Annotated in this window: 14 protein-coding genes; 11 read left to right on the forward strand and 3 right to left on the reverse strand. The window is 44.3% G+C overall.

Going from position 1 to position 15,485, the window contains the following annotated elements:
- The first annotated feature begins 21 nt into the window (after positions 1 to 21).
- The 3 genes from qoxB to qoxD are packed head-to-tail and all read left to right on the forward strand — an operon-like array spanning position 22 to position 2,975.
- Complete coding sequence (gene qoxB, locus BGM23_RS02520; RefSeq protein WP_003227407.1) at positions 22 to 1,971, forward strand: cytochrome aa3 quinol oxidase subunit I; 1,950 nt, start codon at positions 22 to 24, stop codon at positions 1,969 to 1,971.
- 13 nt (positions 1,972 to 1,984) lie between these two features.
- Complete coding sequence (gene qoxC, locus BGM23_RS02525; protein WP_003227409.1) at positions 1,985 to 2,599, forward strand: cytochrome aa3 quinol oxidase subunit III; 615 nt, start codon at positions 1,985 to 1,987, stop codon at positions 2,597 to 2,599.
- Between the two features lies 1 nt (position 2,600).
- Positions 2,601 to 2,975, forward strand: a complete 375-nt coding sequence (gene qoxD / locus BGM23_RS02530; RefSeq protein WP_003227410.1) for a cytochrome aa3 quinol oxidase subunit IV — start codon at positions 2,601 to 2,603, stop codon at positions 2,973 to 2,975.
- A 41-nt stretch (positions 2,976 to 3,016) separates the two neighbouring features.
- Here qoxD and ywcE read toward each other — a convergent pair whose 3' ends face one another.
- Positions 3,017 to 3,280 (reverse strand): spore morphogenesis/germination protein YwcE, encoded by a 264-nt coding sequence (gene ywcE, locus BGM23_RS02535; protein WP_003227411.1) that lies wholly within the window; start codon positions 3,278 to 3,280, stop codon positions 3,017 to 3,019.
- Positions 3,281 to 3,776: 496 nt separating this feature from the next.
- Here ywcE and rodA point away from each other — a divergent pair, with 496 nt between their 5' ends.
- The 3 genes from rodA to BGM23_RS02550 all read left to right on the forward strand — a co-directional run bounded on the left by rodA (position 3,777) and on the right by BGM23_RS02550 (position 6,989).
- A complete protein-coding gene (gene rodA, locus BGM23_RS02540; protein WP_015250943.1) occupies positions 3,777 to 4,958 on the forward strand; it encodes a cell shape-determining peptidoglycan glycosyltransferase RodA in 1,182 nt (393 codons plus the stop codon).
- A gap of 106 nt (positions 4,959 to 5,064) precedes the next feature.
- Complete coding sequence (gene nfsA / locus BGM23_RS02545) at positions 5,065 to 5,814, forward strand: oxygen-insensitive NADPH nitroreductase (RefSeq protein WP_014478349.1); 750 nt, start codon at positions 5,065 to 5,067, stop codon at positions 5,812 to 5,814.
- A gap of 173 nt (positions 5,815 to 5,987) precedes the next feature.
- Positions 5,988 to 6,989, forward strand: a complete 1,002-nt coding sequence (locus BGM23_RS02550; protein ID WP_029726206.1) for an LLM class flavin-dependent oxidoreductase — start codon at positions 5,988 to 5,990, stop codon at positions 6,987 to 6,989.
- 37 nt (positions 6,990 to 7,026) lie between these two features.
- On the opposite strand, the gene vpr is transcribed toward BGM23_RS02550, so the two are convergent.
- Positions 7,027 to 9,447: a serine protease Vpr gene (vpr, locus tag BGM23_RS02555; protein ID WP_029726207.1), complete on the reverse strand. Its 2,421-nt coding sequence runs from the start codon at positions 9,445 to 9,447 to the stop codon at positions 7,027 to 7,029.
- A gap of 529 nt (positions 9,448 to 9,976) precedes the next feature.
- On the opposite strand from vpr, the gene BGM23_RS02560 reads away from it, so the two are divergent.
- Positions 9,977 to 10,279: a hypothetical protein gene (locus BGM23_RS02560; RefSeq protein WP_003222155.1), complete on the forward strand. Its 303-nt coding sequence runs from the start codon at positions 9,977 to 9,979 to the stop codon at positions 10,277 to 10,279.
- 39 nt (positions 10,280 to 10,318) lie between these two features.
- Complete coding sequence (gene sacT / locus BGM23_RS02565; RefSeq protein WP_003227423.1) at positions 10,319 to 11,149, forward strand: sac operon transcriptional antiterminator SacT; 831 nt, start codon at positions 10,319 to 10,321, stop codon at positions 11,147 to 11,149.
- Between the two features lie 38 nt (positions 11,150 to 11,187).
- Here sacT and BGM23_RS02570 read toward each other — a convergent pair whose 3' ends face one another.
- Positions 11,188 to 11,958, reverse strand: coding sequence for a formate/nitrite transporter family protein (locus tag BGM23_RS02570; protein ID WP_014481261.1), 771 nt, complete (start codon positions 11,956 to 11,958; stop codon positions 11,188 to 11,190).
- Positions 11,959 to 12,259: 301 nt separating this feature from the next.
- Here BGM23_RS02570 and scrA point away from each other — a divergent pair, with 301 nt between their 5' ends.
- The 3 genes from scrA to BGM23_RS02585 all read left to right on the forward strand — a co-directional run bounded on the left by scrA (position 12,260) and on the right by BGM23_RS02585 (position 15,423).
- Positions 12,260 to 13,645: a PTS system sucrose transporter subunit IIBC gene (scrA, locus tag BGM23_RS02575; protein WP_029726208.1), complete on the forward strand. Its 1,386-nt coding sequence runs from the start codon at positions 12,260 to 12,262 to the stop codon at positions 13,643 to 13,645.
- Entirely contained in the window at positions 13,642 to 15,081 is a 1,440-nt protein-coding gene (gene sacA / locus BGM23_RS02580) for a sucrose-6-phosphate hydrolase (RefSeq protein WP_029726209.1), read from the forward strand. Before scrA ends, sacA begins: the two co-directional genes overlap by 4 nt.
- A 93-nt stretch (positions 15,082 to 15,174) precedes the next feature.
- Positions 15,175 to 15,423, forward strand: a complete 249-nt coding sequence (locus BGM23_RS02585) for a hypothetical protein (RefSeq protein WP_003243437.1) — start codon at positions 15,175 to 15,177, stop codon at positions 15,421 to 15,423.
- The last annotated feature ends 62 nt before the right edge of the window (positions 15,424 to 15,485 follow it).

Here is a 15,485-nt window from a genome sequence, read left to right on the forward strand (position 1 = left end):
TCAGGAAAGGAGGAAGCCTGCATGAAATTCAAATGGGACGAATTTTTCGTAACTGGTGACCCATTAATTCTGGGCGCACAAGTTTCCATTGCGCTTTCAACCATTGCCATTATTTTTGTACTGACTTACTTCAAAAAGTGGAAATGGCTGTGGTCTGAATGGATAACTACTGTTGACCATAAAAAACTCGGAATCATGTACATTATATCTGCTGTAATTATGTTATTCCGCGGCGGTGTCGACGGTCTGATGATGCGTGCCCAGCTAGCGCTTCCGAATAACAGTTTTTTAGACTCAAACCACTATAATGAAATTTTTACAACTCACGGTACAATCATGATCATCTTCATGGCGATGCCGTTCTTAATCGGTCTTATTAACGTTGTTGTGCCTCTTCAAATCGGTGCCCGCGACGTTGCGTTCCCTTACTTGAACAACCTGAGCTTCTGGACGTTCTTTGTAGGGGCGATGCTTTTCAATATTTCTTTCGTTATCGGAGGTTCTCCGAACGCAGGCTGGACGAGTTATATGCCGCTTGCAAGTAACGACATGAGCCCTGGGCCGGGTGAGAACTACTACCTCCTCGGACTTCAGATTGCCGGTATCGGTACCCTGATGACAGGGATCAACTTTATGGTAACAATCTTAAAAATGAGAACAAAAGGCATGACATTAATGCGTATGCCAATGTTCACATGGACAACACTGATCACAATGGTTATTATCGTGTTTGCTTTCCCTGTACTTACAGTAGCATTAGCACTTTTATCATTTGATCGTTTGTTCGGCGCTCACTTTTTCACATTGGAAGCAGGCGGTATGCCGATGCTTTGGGCTAACTTGTTCTGGATTTGGGGACATCCTGAAGTATATATCGTTATTCTTCCGGCGTTTGGTATTTTCTCAGAAATCATCTCAAGCTTTGCAAGAAAACAATTGTTTGGTTACAAAGCGATGGTTGGTTCTATTATCGCCATCTCTGTATTGAGTTTCTTAGTTTGGACTCACCACTTCTTCACAATGGGGAACAGTGCGTCCGTTAACTCATTCTTCTCAATTACGACAATGGCAATCTCAATCCCAACCGGGGTTAAAATCTTTAACTGGCTCTTTACAATGTATAAAGGCCGAATCAGCTTTACAACACCTATGCTGTGGGCGCTTGCGTTCATTCCTAACTTCGTTATCGGCGGGGTTACAGGGGTTATGCTTGCGATGGCAGCAGCGGATTATCAATACCATAATACGTACTTCCTTGTATCTCACTTCCACTATGTGCTGATCGCGGGTACTGTATTTGCTTGTTTCGCCGGATTTATTTTCTGGTATCCAAAAATGTTCGGCCACAAGCTGAACGAAAGAATCGGAAAATGGTTCTTCTGGATCTTTATGATCGGGTTCAATATTTGTTTCTTCCCGCAATATTTCTTGGGGCTTCAAGGCATGCCTCGCCGTATTTACACATACGGACCGAACGACGGCTGGACAACATTGAACTTTATCTCAACAGTCGGAGCTTTCATGATGGGTGTAGGATTCTTAATCCTTTGCTATAACATCTACTACAGCTTCCGTTACTCTACTCGTGAAATCAGCGGAGATTCATGGGGTGTGGGACGTACGCTTGATTGGGCGACTTCTTCTGCGATTCCGCCGCATTACAACTTTGCGGTGCTTCCTGAAGTCAAATCTCAAGATGCATTCCTGCATATGAAAGAAGAAAAAACTGAATTATACCCTGAAAGCAAATTTAAGAAAATCCATATGCCAAGCAACTCAGGCAGACCGTTCTTTATGTCTGTTGCCTTCGGTCTTGCAGGCTTTGGACTTGTCTTTGAATGGTACTGGATGGGCGTAGTCGGATTGATCGGAGTCCTGCTCTGCATGGTTCTGCGTTCATTCGAATACGACAACGGCTACTACATTAGTGTTGATGAAATAAAAGAGACGGAAAGAAAGATTTCCGAATAAGGAGGCGTGAGTTATGGAACATGCAGAACACGGCAATTCTAACGCGCCTATGGAATATCAATCTGAAACCGGCAGACTTAATATTCTCGGGTTTTGGATCTTTTTAGGGGCAGAAATTGTGTTGTTCTCAACACTATTTGCAACCTTCTTCGTTCTTAAAAACAGAACAGCTGGAGGTGTCTTGCCAGACGAACTATTTGAAGTCAATCTGGTAATGATTATGACGTTCTTGCTGCTGATCAGCAGCTTTACCTGCGGGATCGCTGTTCATGAAATGCGCCGCGGAAGTTTAAAAGGCGTAGTCATTTGGACAATTATCACTCTTCTTCTCGGGGCCGGCTTCGTCGGATGCGAGATCAACGAGTTTGTTCACTATGTACATGAAGGAGCGGCTCTCAGTACAAGTGCGTTCTGGTCTGGATTCTTTGTTTTACTTGGAACTCACGGAACTCACGTAACAATCGGGATTTTCTGGATCACAGGAATTCTGATTCAGTTGAAGAAACGCGGCTTAACCCCGCAAACTTCATCTAAAATCTTTATCTCAAGCTTGTACTGGCACTTCTTAGATGTTGTATGGATTTTCATCTTTACAGGTGTCTATCTCATGGGATTGGGGGGTCTGTAAAATGGCAAACAAATCTGCTGAACACAGTCACTTTCCATGGAAACACATTGTAGGTTTTATCCTGTCTATCGTTTTGACCCTGCTGGCTCTATGGGTTGCAGTGTATACTGACCTGAGCTCATCAGCAAAACTTTGGATTATCTTCGGCTTCGCCTTCATTCAGGCGGCGCTGCAGCTTCTCATGTTTATGCATATGACAGAGAGCGAAAACGGCACGATCCAAGTCGGAAACACGCTGTTCGGATTCTTTGGCGCGATCGTTATCGTACTTGGATCCATCTGGATTTTCGCGGCTCACTATCACCATGGTGACCATATGGACGGAAATCCTCCTGGAGGCGCTGAACACTCAGAGCATTCAGGCCATAACGAATAATACAAAAACCCTCTTCATTGGAAGAGGGTTTTTTGCTGTCTTCAGCTGCTTCGCTTTCTGCGAAGATACGGAAGGCCGTAAATGATAAATGCGGCGATATGAGCGACAATGACGTTAACGGCAAACAAGATAATCATGAGAGTGTGTCCAAGTGGAGAAAGGCTTTCTGTTGCGTAAAAGAAGAAGAATACCCACATTAAAATGATTGGCGGTATAGCTGAGAGTGCGACTTTTTTGTTATCAAGCCAAATAAAGAGAGGCGTTGCGCTGGCAACCAATAAGTAAGCAAAAAACATGTCCATCATACCCGTCTCCTTTCATTTTGTGATAGCGTTTACAAAAATGAAATAGAGGAACTGAGTTGTGTCTGTTTTGTGATTGTTTTTTGAACATTCTGTTACAATTATTATACCATGTTTTCCAGAAATTGATACGTGTTTTTGCAGAAATGGACTGGATCTATCGTCTTATTTTTTTCGTTCAATATGCTAGGAGAATGTATGGGCATGGGGCTCTGAATTTTTAGCTGTTTCTATATGAGGTATCACATTATTTGGGAACATAACACATTATCGCATTCGTTTTTTAACAAATTCTTTTGGTATGGCGTTTTTTTCATTTGAAAAGTTTTGTGTCAATCGAAACATTTCGGTTTATGATACGTCATATTTCGTGTAGCTGAAAAAGCGCTGCAAATGCTGAAAAAACATAAAAGGAAGCGAGCTTCACGTGTCATCTTGAACGTGGTTCATGTATAATAAACATTAGTGATTTTCCGATGAAAATGTAAGGCGGGATAGAATGAGTCGATATAAGAAACAGCAAAGCCCCTTTTACCAGGGGGATTTGATTTTTATATTTGGTGTGTTTTTTATTATAAGCGTAGTATCAATTTATGCTGCCGGTCAGTTTGGGCAGTATGGGAACACGGATTGGATTCAGCAAATTGTGTTTTATTTTTTGGGAGCTGTTGCCATTACAGTTCTTTTGTACTTTGATTTAGAACAGCTTGAAAAGTTAAGTTTATATATTTTTATCATTGGTATTTTATCTTTGATTATTCTTAAAATCAGTCCCGAGTCTATTGCACCTGTTATTAAAGGGGCAAAAAGTTGGTTTAGGATCGGTAGAATAACAATACAGCCGTCAGAGTTTATGAAGGTTGGTTTGATTATGATGCTTGCTTCAGTTATTGGAAAAGCTAATCCTAAAGGAGTTCGGACGCTTAGGGATGATATCCACTTGTTATTAAAGATTGCGGGTGTCGCAGTTATTCCTGTAGGTCTTATCCTGATGCAGGATGCTGGGACTGCGGGAATATGTATGTTTATCGTTCTTGTAATGGTTTTTATGTCAGGTATAAATTGGAAATTGATTGCGATCATAGCTGGTTCAGGTATCTTACTCATTTCATTAATTTTATTAGTAATGATAAACTTTCCTGACGTTGCTAAATCAGTTGGAATACAGGATTATCAAATTAAGCGGGTCACTTCTTGGGTGTCTGCTTCAAATGAGACACAGGAAGATTCAAATGACAGCTGGCAAGTTGACCAGGCCATCATGGCAATAGGATCTGGTGGTATTTTAGGTAATGGTATTTCTAATTTGAAGGTTTATGTTCCAGAGAGTACGACTGACTTTATCTTTTCTATAATAGGTGAGTCATTTGGCTTTATAGGCTGTGCGATTGTTGTCATCATGTTCTTCTTTTTAATCTACAGGCTTGTTGTTCTGATAGACAAAATACATCCGTTTAACCGTTTCGCTTCTTTCTTTTGTGTTGGCTATACGGCGTTAATTGTGATCCACACATTCCAGAATATCGGAATGAACATCGGCATTATGCCTGTTACCGGGATTCCGCTGCTGTTTGTCAGCTATGGGGGAAGCTCGACACTTTCCACGTTAATCGGATTTGGGATTGTATATAATGCAAGTGTGCAGCTGACGAAATACAGAAGTTATCTTTTTAATTCTTAATATGCAGACAGCCTTTACAGAGGCTGTCTTTTTTTTGTGCAGAGCATTTCACTTTTGAGATCACTTTTTTTCGGATATGATAAAAAGTGATAAGGAGGTTCTTGTGATGAATAACACAATCGAAACCATTTTGAATCATCGGTCAATCCGGTCTTTTACTGATCAGCTTTTGACAGCTGAAGAAATTGATACATTAGTGAAAAGTGCGCAGGCTGCGTCTACATCCAGCTATGTGCAGGCATATTCGATTATCGGGGTTTCTGATCCTGAGAAAAAACGCGAGCTGTCCGTGCTTGCTGGGAATCAGCCTTACGTTGAGAAGAACGGACACTTTTTTGTATTTTGTGCGGATTTGTACCGCCATCAACAACTGGCTGAGGAAAAAGGTGAACATATTTCTGAGCTGCTCGAGAATACAGAAATGTTTATGGTTAGCTTGATTGATGCGGCGCTGGCAGCGCAAAATATGAGCATTGCCGCTGAATCCATGGGGCTTGGCATTTGCTATATCGGCGGCATTCGGAATGAACTGGACAAGGTGACAGAGGTGCTGCAAACGCCTGACCATGTACTCCCGCTTTTCGGACTGGCAGTAGGCCATCCTGCGAACCTTTCCGGCAAAAAACCGAGATTGCCAAAGCAGGCCGTTTATCATGAGAATACGTATAATGTGAACACAGACGATTTCCGTCATACTATGAATACGTATGACAAAACCATTTCTGATTACTATAGAGAAAGAACAAACGGGCAGCGGGAAGAAACGTGGTCCGATCAAATACTGAACTTTATGAAGCAAAAGCCGCGTACGTATTTAAATGACTACGTGAAAGAAAAGGGCTTTAATAAAAACTAAAGCAAACCTCTCCGTCTGGAGGGGTTTTTATGTTTCACGTGTAACATATTCCGACAAATAGGGACAGGCTTTCACAAATAAATGGCGAATGATAGGGAACACTGATAAGCAGTGTGAGCGGCTTTGGAGAAAAAATAGAAGATCAGTGATACGATGAGGATGAGGTGGTAGGGATGGTTTCATTAAGTATATTAGATCAATCTCCAGTATCAGAGGGCAGCAATGCAGAAACGGCCTTACAGCAAACCGTTGCGCTTGCTCAAGCTGCTGAGGACCTTGGATATAAGAGATTTTGGGTTTCTGAGCATCACTTTTCAAAACGGCTGGCAGGGTCCAGTCCTGAGGTGCTAATCAGTCATATAGCGGCGAAAACAAAGCGAATCCGTGTTGGATCAGGAGGAGTCATGCTGCCGCATTACAGTGCTTATAAAGTTGCTGAAAACTTTCGTGTTCTGGAGGGGCTGACACCAGGAAGAATTGACCTGGGGCTTGGCAGAGCACCGGGGGGAATGCCGATTGCATCATGGGCGCTGAATGAGGGCGGTAAGCGCAATGCTGATCAGTATCCGCAGCAAATCAAGGAGCTGACCATGTATTTGCATGATTTGGCGGATGATAAACACCGTTTTCCGAATCTGACGGCTGCGCCGCATATTTCAACGGCTCCGGATGTGTGGCTGCTCGGCTCATCTGGAGAAAGCGCGCTGCTCGCAGCTGAATCTGGCGCTGGCTATATGTTTGCCCATTTTATCAATGGAGAGGGCGGAGAGGGTACTGTCAGACAGTATAAGAGGCGATTCAAACCATCTGTGTTAGGAGATACGCCCCGAGCGGCAGTTGCTGTTTTTGTTCTTTGTGCTGACACGGAGGAGAAGGCAGAGGAGCTTGGGGCTGTGCTTGATTTTACACTTTTGGCGGGAGAGCAGGGTATTCCTTTAGAGGGAGTTCCTTCGTATGAAGCTGTTCGGAAAAATACGTATTCTCCTTATGAACAGAGACGAATTGCTGATAATCGAAATCGAATGATTGTTGGTACGAAAGAACAGGTTAAGGAGCGGCTGCTAGCTTTGAGTAAAGCGTATGAAACAGAGGAAATCATGGTGGTGACCATCACGCATCATTTTGAAGATAAGCTCCGATCGTATCGATTATTGCAGGAGGCGTTTGCTGACTGATCTTTAAAAAGCCCTGCCGAATCGGCAGGGCTTTTTCTTATTCAACAGTGAAAGGTTCTTCGGTCAAAACCTGGCTTGACTTGCCTTTGTTCGCGGCATATGCGAGCAAGTAATACTCTCCGGCCGGAAGTTTGGTTCCGCCATTAATCGTGCCATCCCAGTCAAAGTACTGGTAACCTTTATCTTGGTTTTTATAAATGCCGGCTTGGCCTGCGAAATCAAGGTTGCTGTCATAGACGAGGAACGCCAGCTCTTCCGCTCCCGCAGGAAGGTAGGTTTCAATTTGATAGGTGCCTTGTACAGACCCTTCGCTGACAGAGACAGATGTGACTCTCGGATAATCGGGCTCTTTCACAATCAGCAATGTAGGTACCTTAGCGACCGTTTTTCCGCCTTCTCTGACGATAACCGTTCCTTCATAGGTGCCAGCTTTTGTTTTCTTCGTATTGACCTTTACTTTTGCAGTGGCTTTCCCGGTTTGATGTGCCGGAATCACAACACGGCTTGTGCCGGATGTGGAAATGCCGCTGCCATTAAATGAGTATTCAAGTGTGTATGACTTTCTAATGGAAGATTGATTTTCAATCGTAAACGTTTCATTTTTTGTTTCGTTTCCGTTTTCCTTCAAGAACGTGCCGTATGAATAGCTTCCAGGTGAGACGAGCGAATCGGCTTTGATCGCGTTCATGATTCTTGCGCTGCCTGCGCCTTGAGCGTTATGCGGATATACTTCCCCATCGCTATCCTTTAAAGTGACAGCGGTATTCATGATGGCGGTTTTAATCTGTTCAACGCTCCACTTTGGTTTGGCTTGTTTAATAACGGCAACCGCTCCGGCAATATGAGGCGATGCCATGCTTGTTCCTTGTTTTGATCCGTAGCCGTATGGATGGTCAGGATCGTGTGTTGGGATCGTGCTCACGATATTGACCCCTGGCGCCGAAATATCAGGCTTAATCATCCACGTATCCATAACAGGGCCGCGTGATGAGAAATCAGCCACTTGTTCACCGAGCGCTTTTGAGACCGTCAACTTGAATGTTGTTTTTGTCTCACCAGCTTTCAGGGCGCTGACGAGTTTTTCGCCGTCTTCTAATGAAAGCTTAATCGTTGGGACAGACATGCCTGGCACATTGGCTTCAATTTCTCCAGAGAGGTTGTTATACACAACCATGCCGATGGCACCGGCTTTTTTAGCGTTATCCGCTTTATCCACAAATGCAATGCTGCCTCGTTTGACAACGGCGACTTTGCCTGTCAGGTCTTTCCCTTCAAAATCCTTTTCTTCGCCGATTCCCGCTTCGACAAGCTCAACTTCTTTGTTATTGAGCGCTTTGACGTCGTCCTCTTTGTTATAGCCCATCACTTTTGCTGAAGAGTAGGAGCCGAAAGTGACTGCGTATTCATTGAGCGGCAGCTGAGTCGCACCGACAGAAATCGCTTCTCTTGATGTGCCCGGCGATCCGACTGTCCAGCCGTTCGGTCCGCTGTTGCCGTTTGAGGTAACAGCGACAACGCCTTCTGACATGGCCCAGTCAAGCGCTGTGCTTGTCGCCCAGTCCGGGTTGTTTAAAGAGTTTCCGAGAGACAGGTTCATCACATCTGCCCCGTCCTGCACTGCACGTTCCACGCCCGCGATGACGTTTTCCGTTGTGCCGCTTCCGCCAGGCCCTAACACACGATAAGCAAGAAGTGTGGCATCAGGCGCTACGCCTTTAATTGTTCCGTTTGCAGCCACAGTTCCGGCTACGTGTGTGCCGTGGTCAGTCGCTCCGCCCCTCGGATCGCCTGTTGGTGTTTCTTTTGGATCGTAATCATTGTCCACAAAATCGTATCCTTTATATTGTCCAAAGTTTTTCTTCAGATCTGGGTGATTGTATTCAACCCCAGTGTCAATAATCGCCACCTTGATGCCTTTTCCTGTGTAGCCTAAATCCCATGCATCGTTTGCTCCGATATAAGGCGCACTGTCATCCATTTGCGGAGATACGGCGTCTTCGGAGATTGTGACGTCTTTATCCTTTATATTGTCTGTTTTATATGTGACGTTCGGGTACACTGCCTTAACGTCTTTTACCGCGAGAAGTTTTGGAATCTCATTAGCTGGAAGCTTCATAGAGAAGCCTGAGAATACCTGCTCATATTCTCGGTTTACTTTTCCGTTTTTCACCGCTTTGATTGCTTTATTTTTTGCTTTGGTGCGAGCGGTTTTCAGCTTGCTTTTCGATTGGCTTTCTCCCGCTTCCTTCGCTTCTGCCAAGGATTTTTCTTTTAATTCCACTATAACGGTTGTTTTTTTGCTTGTCGTCATGTCGATATCACCGAATACCTCGGCTTTTTCCAGATCAGCCGACGTTTTTGAAGAAGCCGGAGCTGCCTGGACGCCCGTAATACCTGTGGATAACGCAAAAAATAAGACGAAACTTACAAGCAGAAAGCGAATGATCCCCTTTTTCAATGTGTTTCCCCCTTTGTATTTAGAAAAAATGTGAAAGATCTAGTATATATTTCTTGAAAATTCAAAAAAATCCTTGTGTCATTTGGACCATTTATTGGATTTTGTTTGTGTATAACGAAGGAGTTATACACAGAACCCTGTGTATAAGTGAATAAACCTGTGTATATATATAGTTAGGAATATACGTTCGTATACAAAATATAGATAGAGTTTGTGGACATGTGGATATCTCTTGTGATTAAGTTGTTCTTATCTTTGGGATAACTTGTGTATAAAGTTTTCAAAGCGGTTCTCCAATTTTCATTTCAATTCTTTCAGCTTTCAACAAAACTTCTAAAAACTAGTTGGTTTTTTCACTCATATTGTGACAAAGAATTCTCTTTCCACGGTCTATCATAGAGTCATGAGTTTTGCTAGAGCCGCTAGTTTGCGAGAAAAGAAATCGGCCGTCTTTTCTTGCGGGCTGCGGCTGAGAAAACGGGCTGCTAAAAAGGCTGCCTGCCAAAAAGAAGCGGAGGGATGTTTTTCTATGAAACGTTTGCTTGTATCTTTACGGGTGTGGATGGTCTTTTTGATGAACTGGGTGACGCCGGACAGAAAAACTGCGGCTGCCGCGGTCTATTCGGCTCAGCGTACATACCAAAGAAAGGCGGCTGTGCAGGCCGCAGGACTCGTTTCGTTTTATGAGTGGCGGATGGCTGTGAATGAGGAAGAAAAGCAGAAAGCGAAAGCCGCCGCGCTTTATAAAAGAAGATGTTTGCAAGCCTTCAAGGAATCGCCAAAGCAGGAGAGAGCGGGCCCGCATCTTTACATGGCGGTCAAAAGGAGGTAAAATCCCAGTCAAAAGCAAATTGGCGGGAGAGATAACCTCTTGAAAATCTATAAAGTATTAAACAACAATGCGGCTTTAATAAAAGAGGATGATCAGGAAAAAATCGTGATGGGACCGGGAATCGCTTTTCAAAAAAAGAAAAATGATCTCATCCCTATGAATAAAGTGGAAAAGATCTTTGTCGTGCGCGACGAGAATGAAAAGTTCAAACAAATCCTGCAAACACTGCCGGAGGAGCATATAGAAATAGCTGAGGATATCATCAGCTATGCGGAAGGAGAGCTCGCGGCGCCGCTGAGCGATCACATTCATATCGCGCTTTCCGACCATTTGTCCTTTGCGATCGAAAGGATTCAAAATGGGCTGCTTGTGCAGAATAAATTGCTGCATGAGATAAAGGCGCTCTATAAAAAAGAATATGAGATCGGCCTGTGGGCGATCGGACATGTAAAAGAGACATTGGGCGTGTCTCTGCCTGAAGATGAAGCGGGTTATATTGCCCTTCACATCCATACGGCGAAGATGGATGCGGAGAGCATGTATTCAGCGCTGAAGCATACGACCATGATCAAAGAAATGATAGAGAAAATAGAACAATACTTTAATCGAAAGGTGGATGAAAACAGCATTTCCTATCAACGCCTTGTCACGCATTTGCGATACGCGGTCAGCCGGTTGGAATCAAATGAAGCGCTCCATCGTATGGACGAGGAGATGCTTTATTTCATCCAAAAAAAGTATTCATTCGCCTATCAATGTGCGCTGGAGCTGGCGGAGTTTTTGAAAAATGAATATCAATTACATTTGCCGGAATCCGAGGCCGGCTATATCACGCTGCATGTCCAGCGTCTTCAAGATCTCTCGGAATAACCGCTTTGACTTGCAGGGAGTGATCTCTGGAAGTTTTTTTATTGATCAGGATTCAGTGTGTAGTACATCCAGCCCATCATAACTATTCCCGCGGTCAGATTGCCGAGCGTAACGGGGATTAAGTTTCTGACTGCTCCCATCAGTGTCACTGTATCAGGGTGCTCGATCAAAAGCGAGATGGCGAATGTGCACATATTGGCAATGCTGTGTTCAAAGCCGGAAATAAAGAAGCAGAAAACGAAAAGCATCATGGTAAAAAGCTTTGCTCCTTCCCCTTTGAGAGACATTGGAATGAAAAAGGCGAGGCACACAAGCCAATTGCACAGCATTCCTCTGAAAAACAATTCGGAAGCCGGCGGCTCCATTTTGTGCTCTGCCAAATGAATCAAAAAGGAATGAACAGAAGGCTCCTCAAAAAGTCCCGTCGCGCTGATCAGGATGGCAAACAGAATGGCGCCGATTAAATTGCCGGCATAGCTTGACATCCACAAGTACAGGGTGTTGCGCCAGCTGAGTTTTTTCCGGAGCGCGGTATAGGTGAAATAAAAGGTGTTGCCGGTAAATAAATCTCCGCCTCCGTAAGCAATCAGCAGAATAGCGGCCCCGAAAGTGACAGCGGCTGCCGGAAAGGCAAACGGAGAATCAGCCATAAAGAAATAGCTGCCTGTTTTGCTTGCGGCTGTAATGCCAAAACCAATAAACATACTGGCCAAAATGGACCGAAGCACATAACGGATTTTGCTTGAAGCGAATATGTTTTGTTTTTTCAAAGCATACTGTTCAACCTTTTGCAATGCTTGAGTTTCCATTGTCTTTTCCTGCTTTCTTTCATGATTGAGCATAGTATAGCACGATATTGTGAAGTATTTCACAATTAATTTTTACGAATTTTTGTCTACATGTTTTATCAAACTATTTAACTAAAAAAATAGTTGACGAAAACGCTGTCATGATTTATGATGAAAGCGTATTCTTAATCTGAATAAGCGGGATTGTGACTGGTAAAGCAGGCAAGACCTAAAATTTGCGTAAATGAAAAAGGATCGCTGTGTCCTTTATTCGTTGGCGAATTTTAGGTCTTTTTTGTTTAAATAAAAGGGGGAGAAATAGATGGATTACAAAGAGACTGCAAAACGCCTCATTGAGCTTCTCGGAGGGAAAGAAAATATTATCAGCGCGGCTCATTGTGCAACAAGACTGCGTTTAGTGATGAAAGATGAATCAAAGATAGATCAAGCACAAGTAGAAGAGCTTGATGGCGTCAAAGGGGCTTTCAGCAGCTCTGGCCAGTACCAGATCATTTTCGGAACAGGCCTTGTGAATAAAGTATTCGATGCCTTTGCTAAAGAAGCTGATATCGAGCGTGAAGAACACGTAAATCATCAGGATGCGGCAAAAGAAAAGCTGAATCCCGCTGCGAGATTTGCGAAAACGCTTTCTAATATTTTTGTTCCAATCATCCCGGCTATTGTAGCCAGCGGCCTATTAATGGGATTGCTGGGTATGATCAATGCGTTTCATTGGATGAGCAAGGATTCTGCGCTTTTGCAGCTGCTTGATATGTTTTCAAGTGCAGCATTCATTTTCTTGCCGATTCTAATCGGAGTAAGCGCTTCAAAAGAGTTTGGCAGCAATCCATACTTGGGAGCGGTCATCGGGGGAATCATGATTCATCCGAATCTTTTAAATCCATGGGGATTGGCGGAAGCGACACCTGATTACATGCATCTTTTCGGATTTGATATCGCTCTTCTCGGCTACCAGGGAACTGTTATCCCTGTCCTGCTTGCGGTGTATGTGATGAGCAAGGTAGAGAAATGGACGAGAAAAGTGGTTCCACATGCGGTGGATTTGCTTGTTACACCATTTGTTACTGTGATTGTCACCGGGTTTGTTGCTTTTATCGCGATTGGCCCTCTAGGCAGAGCGCTTGGCTCCGGCATTACGGTTGCTTTAACTTATGTGTATGACCATGCCGGTTTTGTTGCGGGCCTGATTTTCGGGGGCACGTATTCACTCATCGTGCTGACAGGCGTTCATCATAGCTTCCATGCGATTGAGGCTGGGCTTATTGCAGATATAGGCAAAAACTACTTGCTGCCGATCTGGTCAATGGCGAATGTCGCACAGGGCGGGGCAGGTCTTGCCGTCTTCTTTATGGCGAAAAAGGCAAAGACAAAAGAAATCGCGCTTCCGGCAGCATTTTCCGCTTTTCTCGGCATTACTGAGCCCGTCATATTCGGAGTCAATCTTCGCTACCGAAAACCGTTTATCGCCGCGATGATCGGAGGCGCATTGGGTGGAGCATATGTCGTCTTTACACATGTAGCTGCAAACGCTTACGGGTTAACGGGAATTCCGATGATCGCCATTGCGGCTCCGTTTGGCGTCAGCAACTTGATTCACTATCTGATTGGCATGGCGATTGCAGCAGTGTCAGCGTTCATTGCAGCATTTGTCATGAAGATTAATGAGGATGAGGAGAGGAAAAAATGACAGCACATGACCAGGAGCTTCGTCGCCGGGCTTATGAAGAAGTGGAGAAAAAAGAGCCCATCGCTAACAGCGATCCGTACCGCCAGCATTTTCACATCATGCCGCCGGTTGGGCTGCTGAATGACCCGAATGGCGTGATTTATTGGAAGGGCAGCTATCATGTATTCTTTCAGTGGCAGCCGTTTCAGACAGGGCACGGCGCAAAATTTTGGGGGCATTATACGACACAGGATGTTGTGAATTGGAAGCGGGAAGAGATTGCGCTGGCTCCGAGTGATTGGTTTGATAAAAACGGCTGCTACTCGGGCAGCGCTGTCACGAAAGACGATCGGCTCTATCTGTTTTACACAGGAAATGTCAGGGATCAGGATGGAAATCGGGAAACGTATCAATGCCTTGCTGTTTCTGACGACGGGCTGTCCTTTGAGAAAAAGGGTGTTGTCGCCCGCCTTCCGGAAGGATATACGGCGCATTTTCGCGATCCGAAGGTATGGGAGCATGAAGGCACATGGTATATGGTGATTGGTGCGCAAACAGAGAATTTGAAAGGGCAGGCTGTATTGTTTGCTTCTGATAACCTGAGTGAGTGGAGATTTCTTGGCCCGATAACCGGCGCGGGCTTCAACGGGCTGGACGATTTTGGATACATGTGGGAATGCCCTGATTTGTTTTCCCTTCAAGGATCGGACGTGCTGATTGTTTCGCCTCAAGGGCTTGAGGCTGACGGTTTCCGTTATCAGAACGTATATCAATCAGGTTATTTTGTCGGCCGTCTCGATTATAACAAGCCTGAACTGAAGCATGGTGAATTTACGGAGCTTGATCAAGGTTTTGATTTTTACGCGCCGCAAACACTTGAAGACGATCAGGGAAGGCGGATTTTGTTTGCATGGATGGCGGTGCCTGATCAGGATGAAGGGTCCCATCCGACCATTGACTGCCACTGGATTCACTGCATGACGCTGCCGAGACAGCTGACGCTTTCAGGCCAGAAGCTGATTCAGCAGCCGCTGCCTGAGCTAAAAGCCATGCGCAGAAATGAGAAAAAAATACACATCAATATGCATGGATCATCTGGTACGCTTCCAGTGGAAAAACCTGAAAGAGCTGAGATTCTGCTGGAAGACATTCATACGGAGTCTGGCTTTTCAATCAGTATCCGCGGAACGGCTACGTTTTCCTTCCATAAAGACGAGGGGATTGTTACGCTGGAACGAAAGAGCTTTGACGGAAAAAGAACAGAAGCGAGACATTGCCGAATCAAGGATTTGCATACCGTACACATGTTTCTGGACGCGTCATCTGTGGAAATCTTTATGAATAACGGAGAAGAGGTCTTTAGTGCGAGATATTTTCCTTTCCCGGGAAATCATGAAGTAACAGCCAGTTCGACCGGGAAATCTGAAATGAATGTCGGAATTTGGACACTTATGTAGAAAATCCTTCTATTTTCTTATGTGAAATCTGAGCCATCTGTGCTATTCTTCAACGATAACCTACTATTTTTTTCTGTAAAAGGAGTTGTTTTCTTGAATATACATGAACAGAAGATAACACCGGAATGTTTGGAAAAGGCTGCTAACCAAGTTGAAGATAAGCGAGAAGAATATAAGGATGTGCTGCTTCAGCTGAAAAAAATGCTTGGCGGAACAACGCCGCACAGTGAAACGGCGGAAATTCTCACGCGGGCATATGAACAAATGAAGGAATATGCACTTTTTGTTCAGTCGATAGAAACATTTTTGAGGAAATCTGCAAACAATTTAAAAATCAAATAAACAGGCTGCCGATGGGATCGGCAGTTTTTTCTGTGAAAAGTCTTCGGTGATTTAAAAAGGGC

Source organism: Bacillus sp. FJAT-14266 (assembly GCF_001719225.1).
Taxonomy (GTDB): Bacteria; Bacillota; Bacilli; order Bacillales; family Bacillaceae; genus Bacillus; species Bacillus subtilis.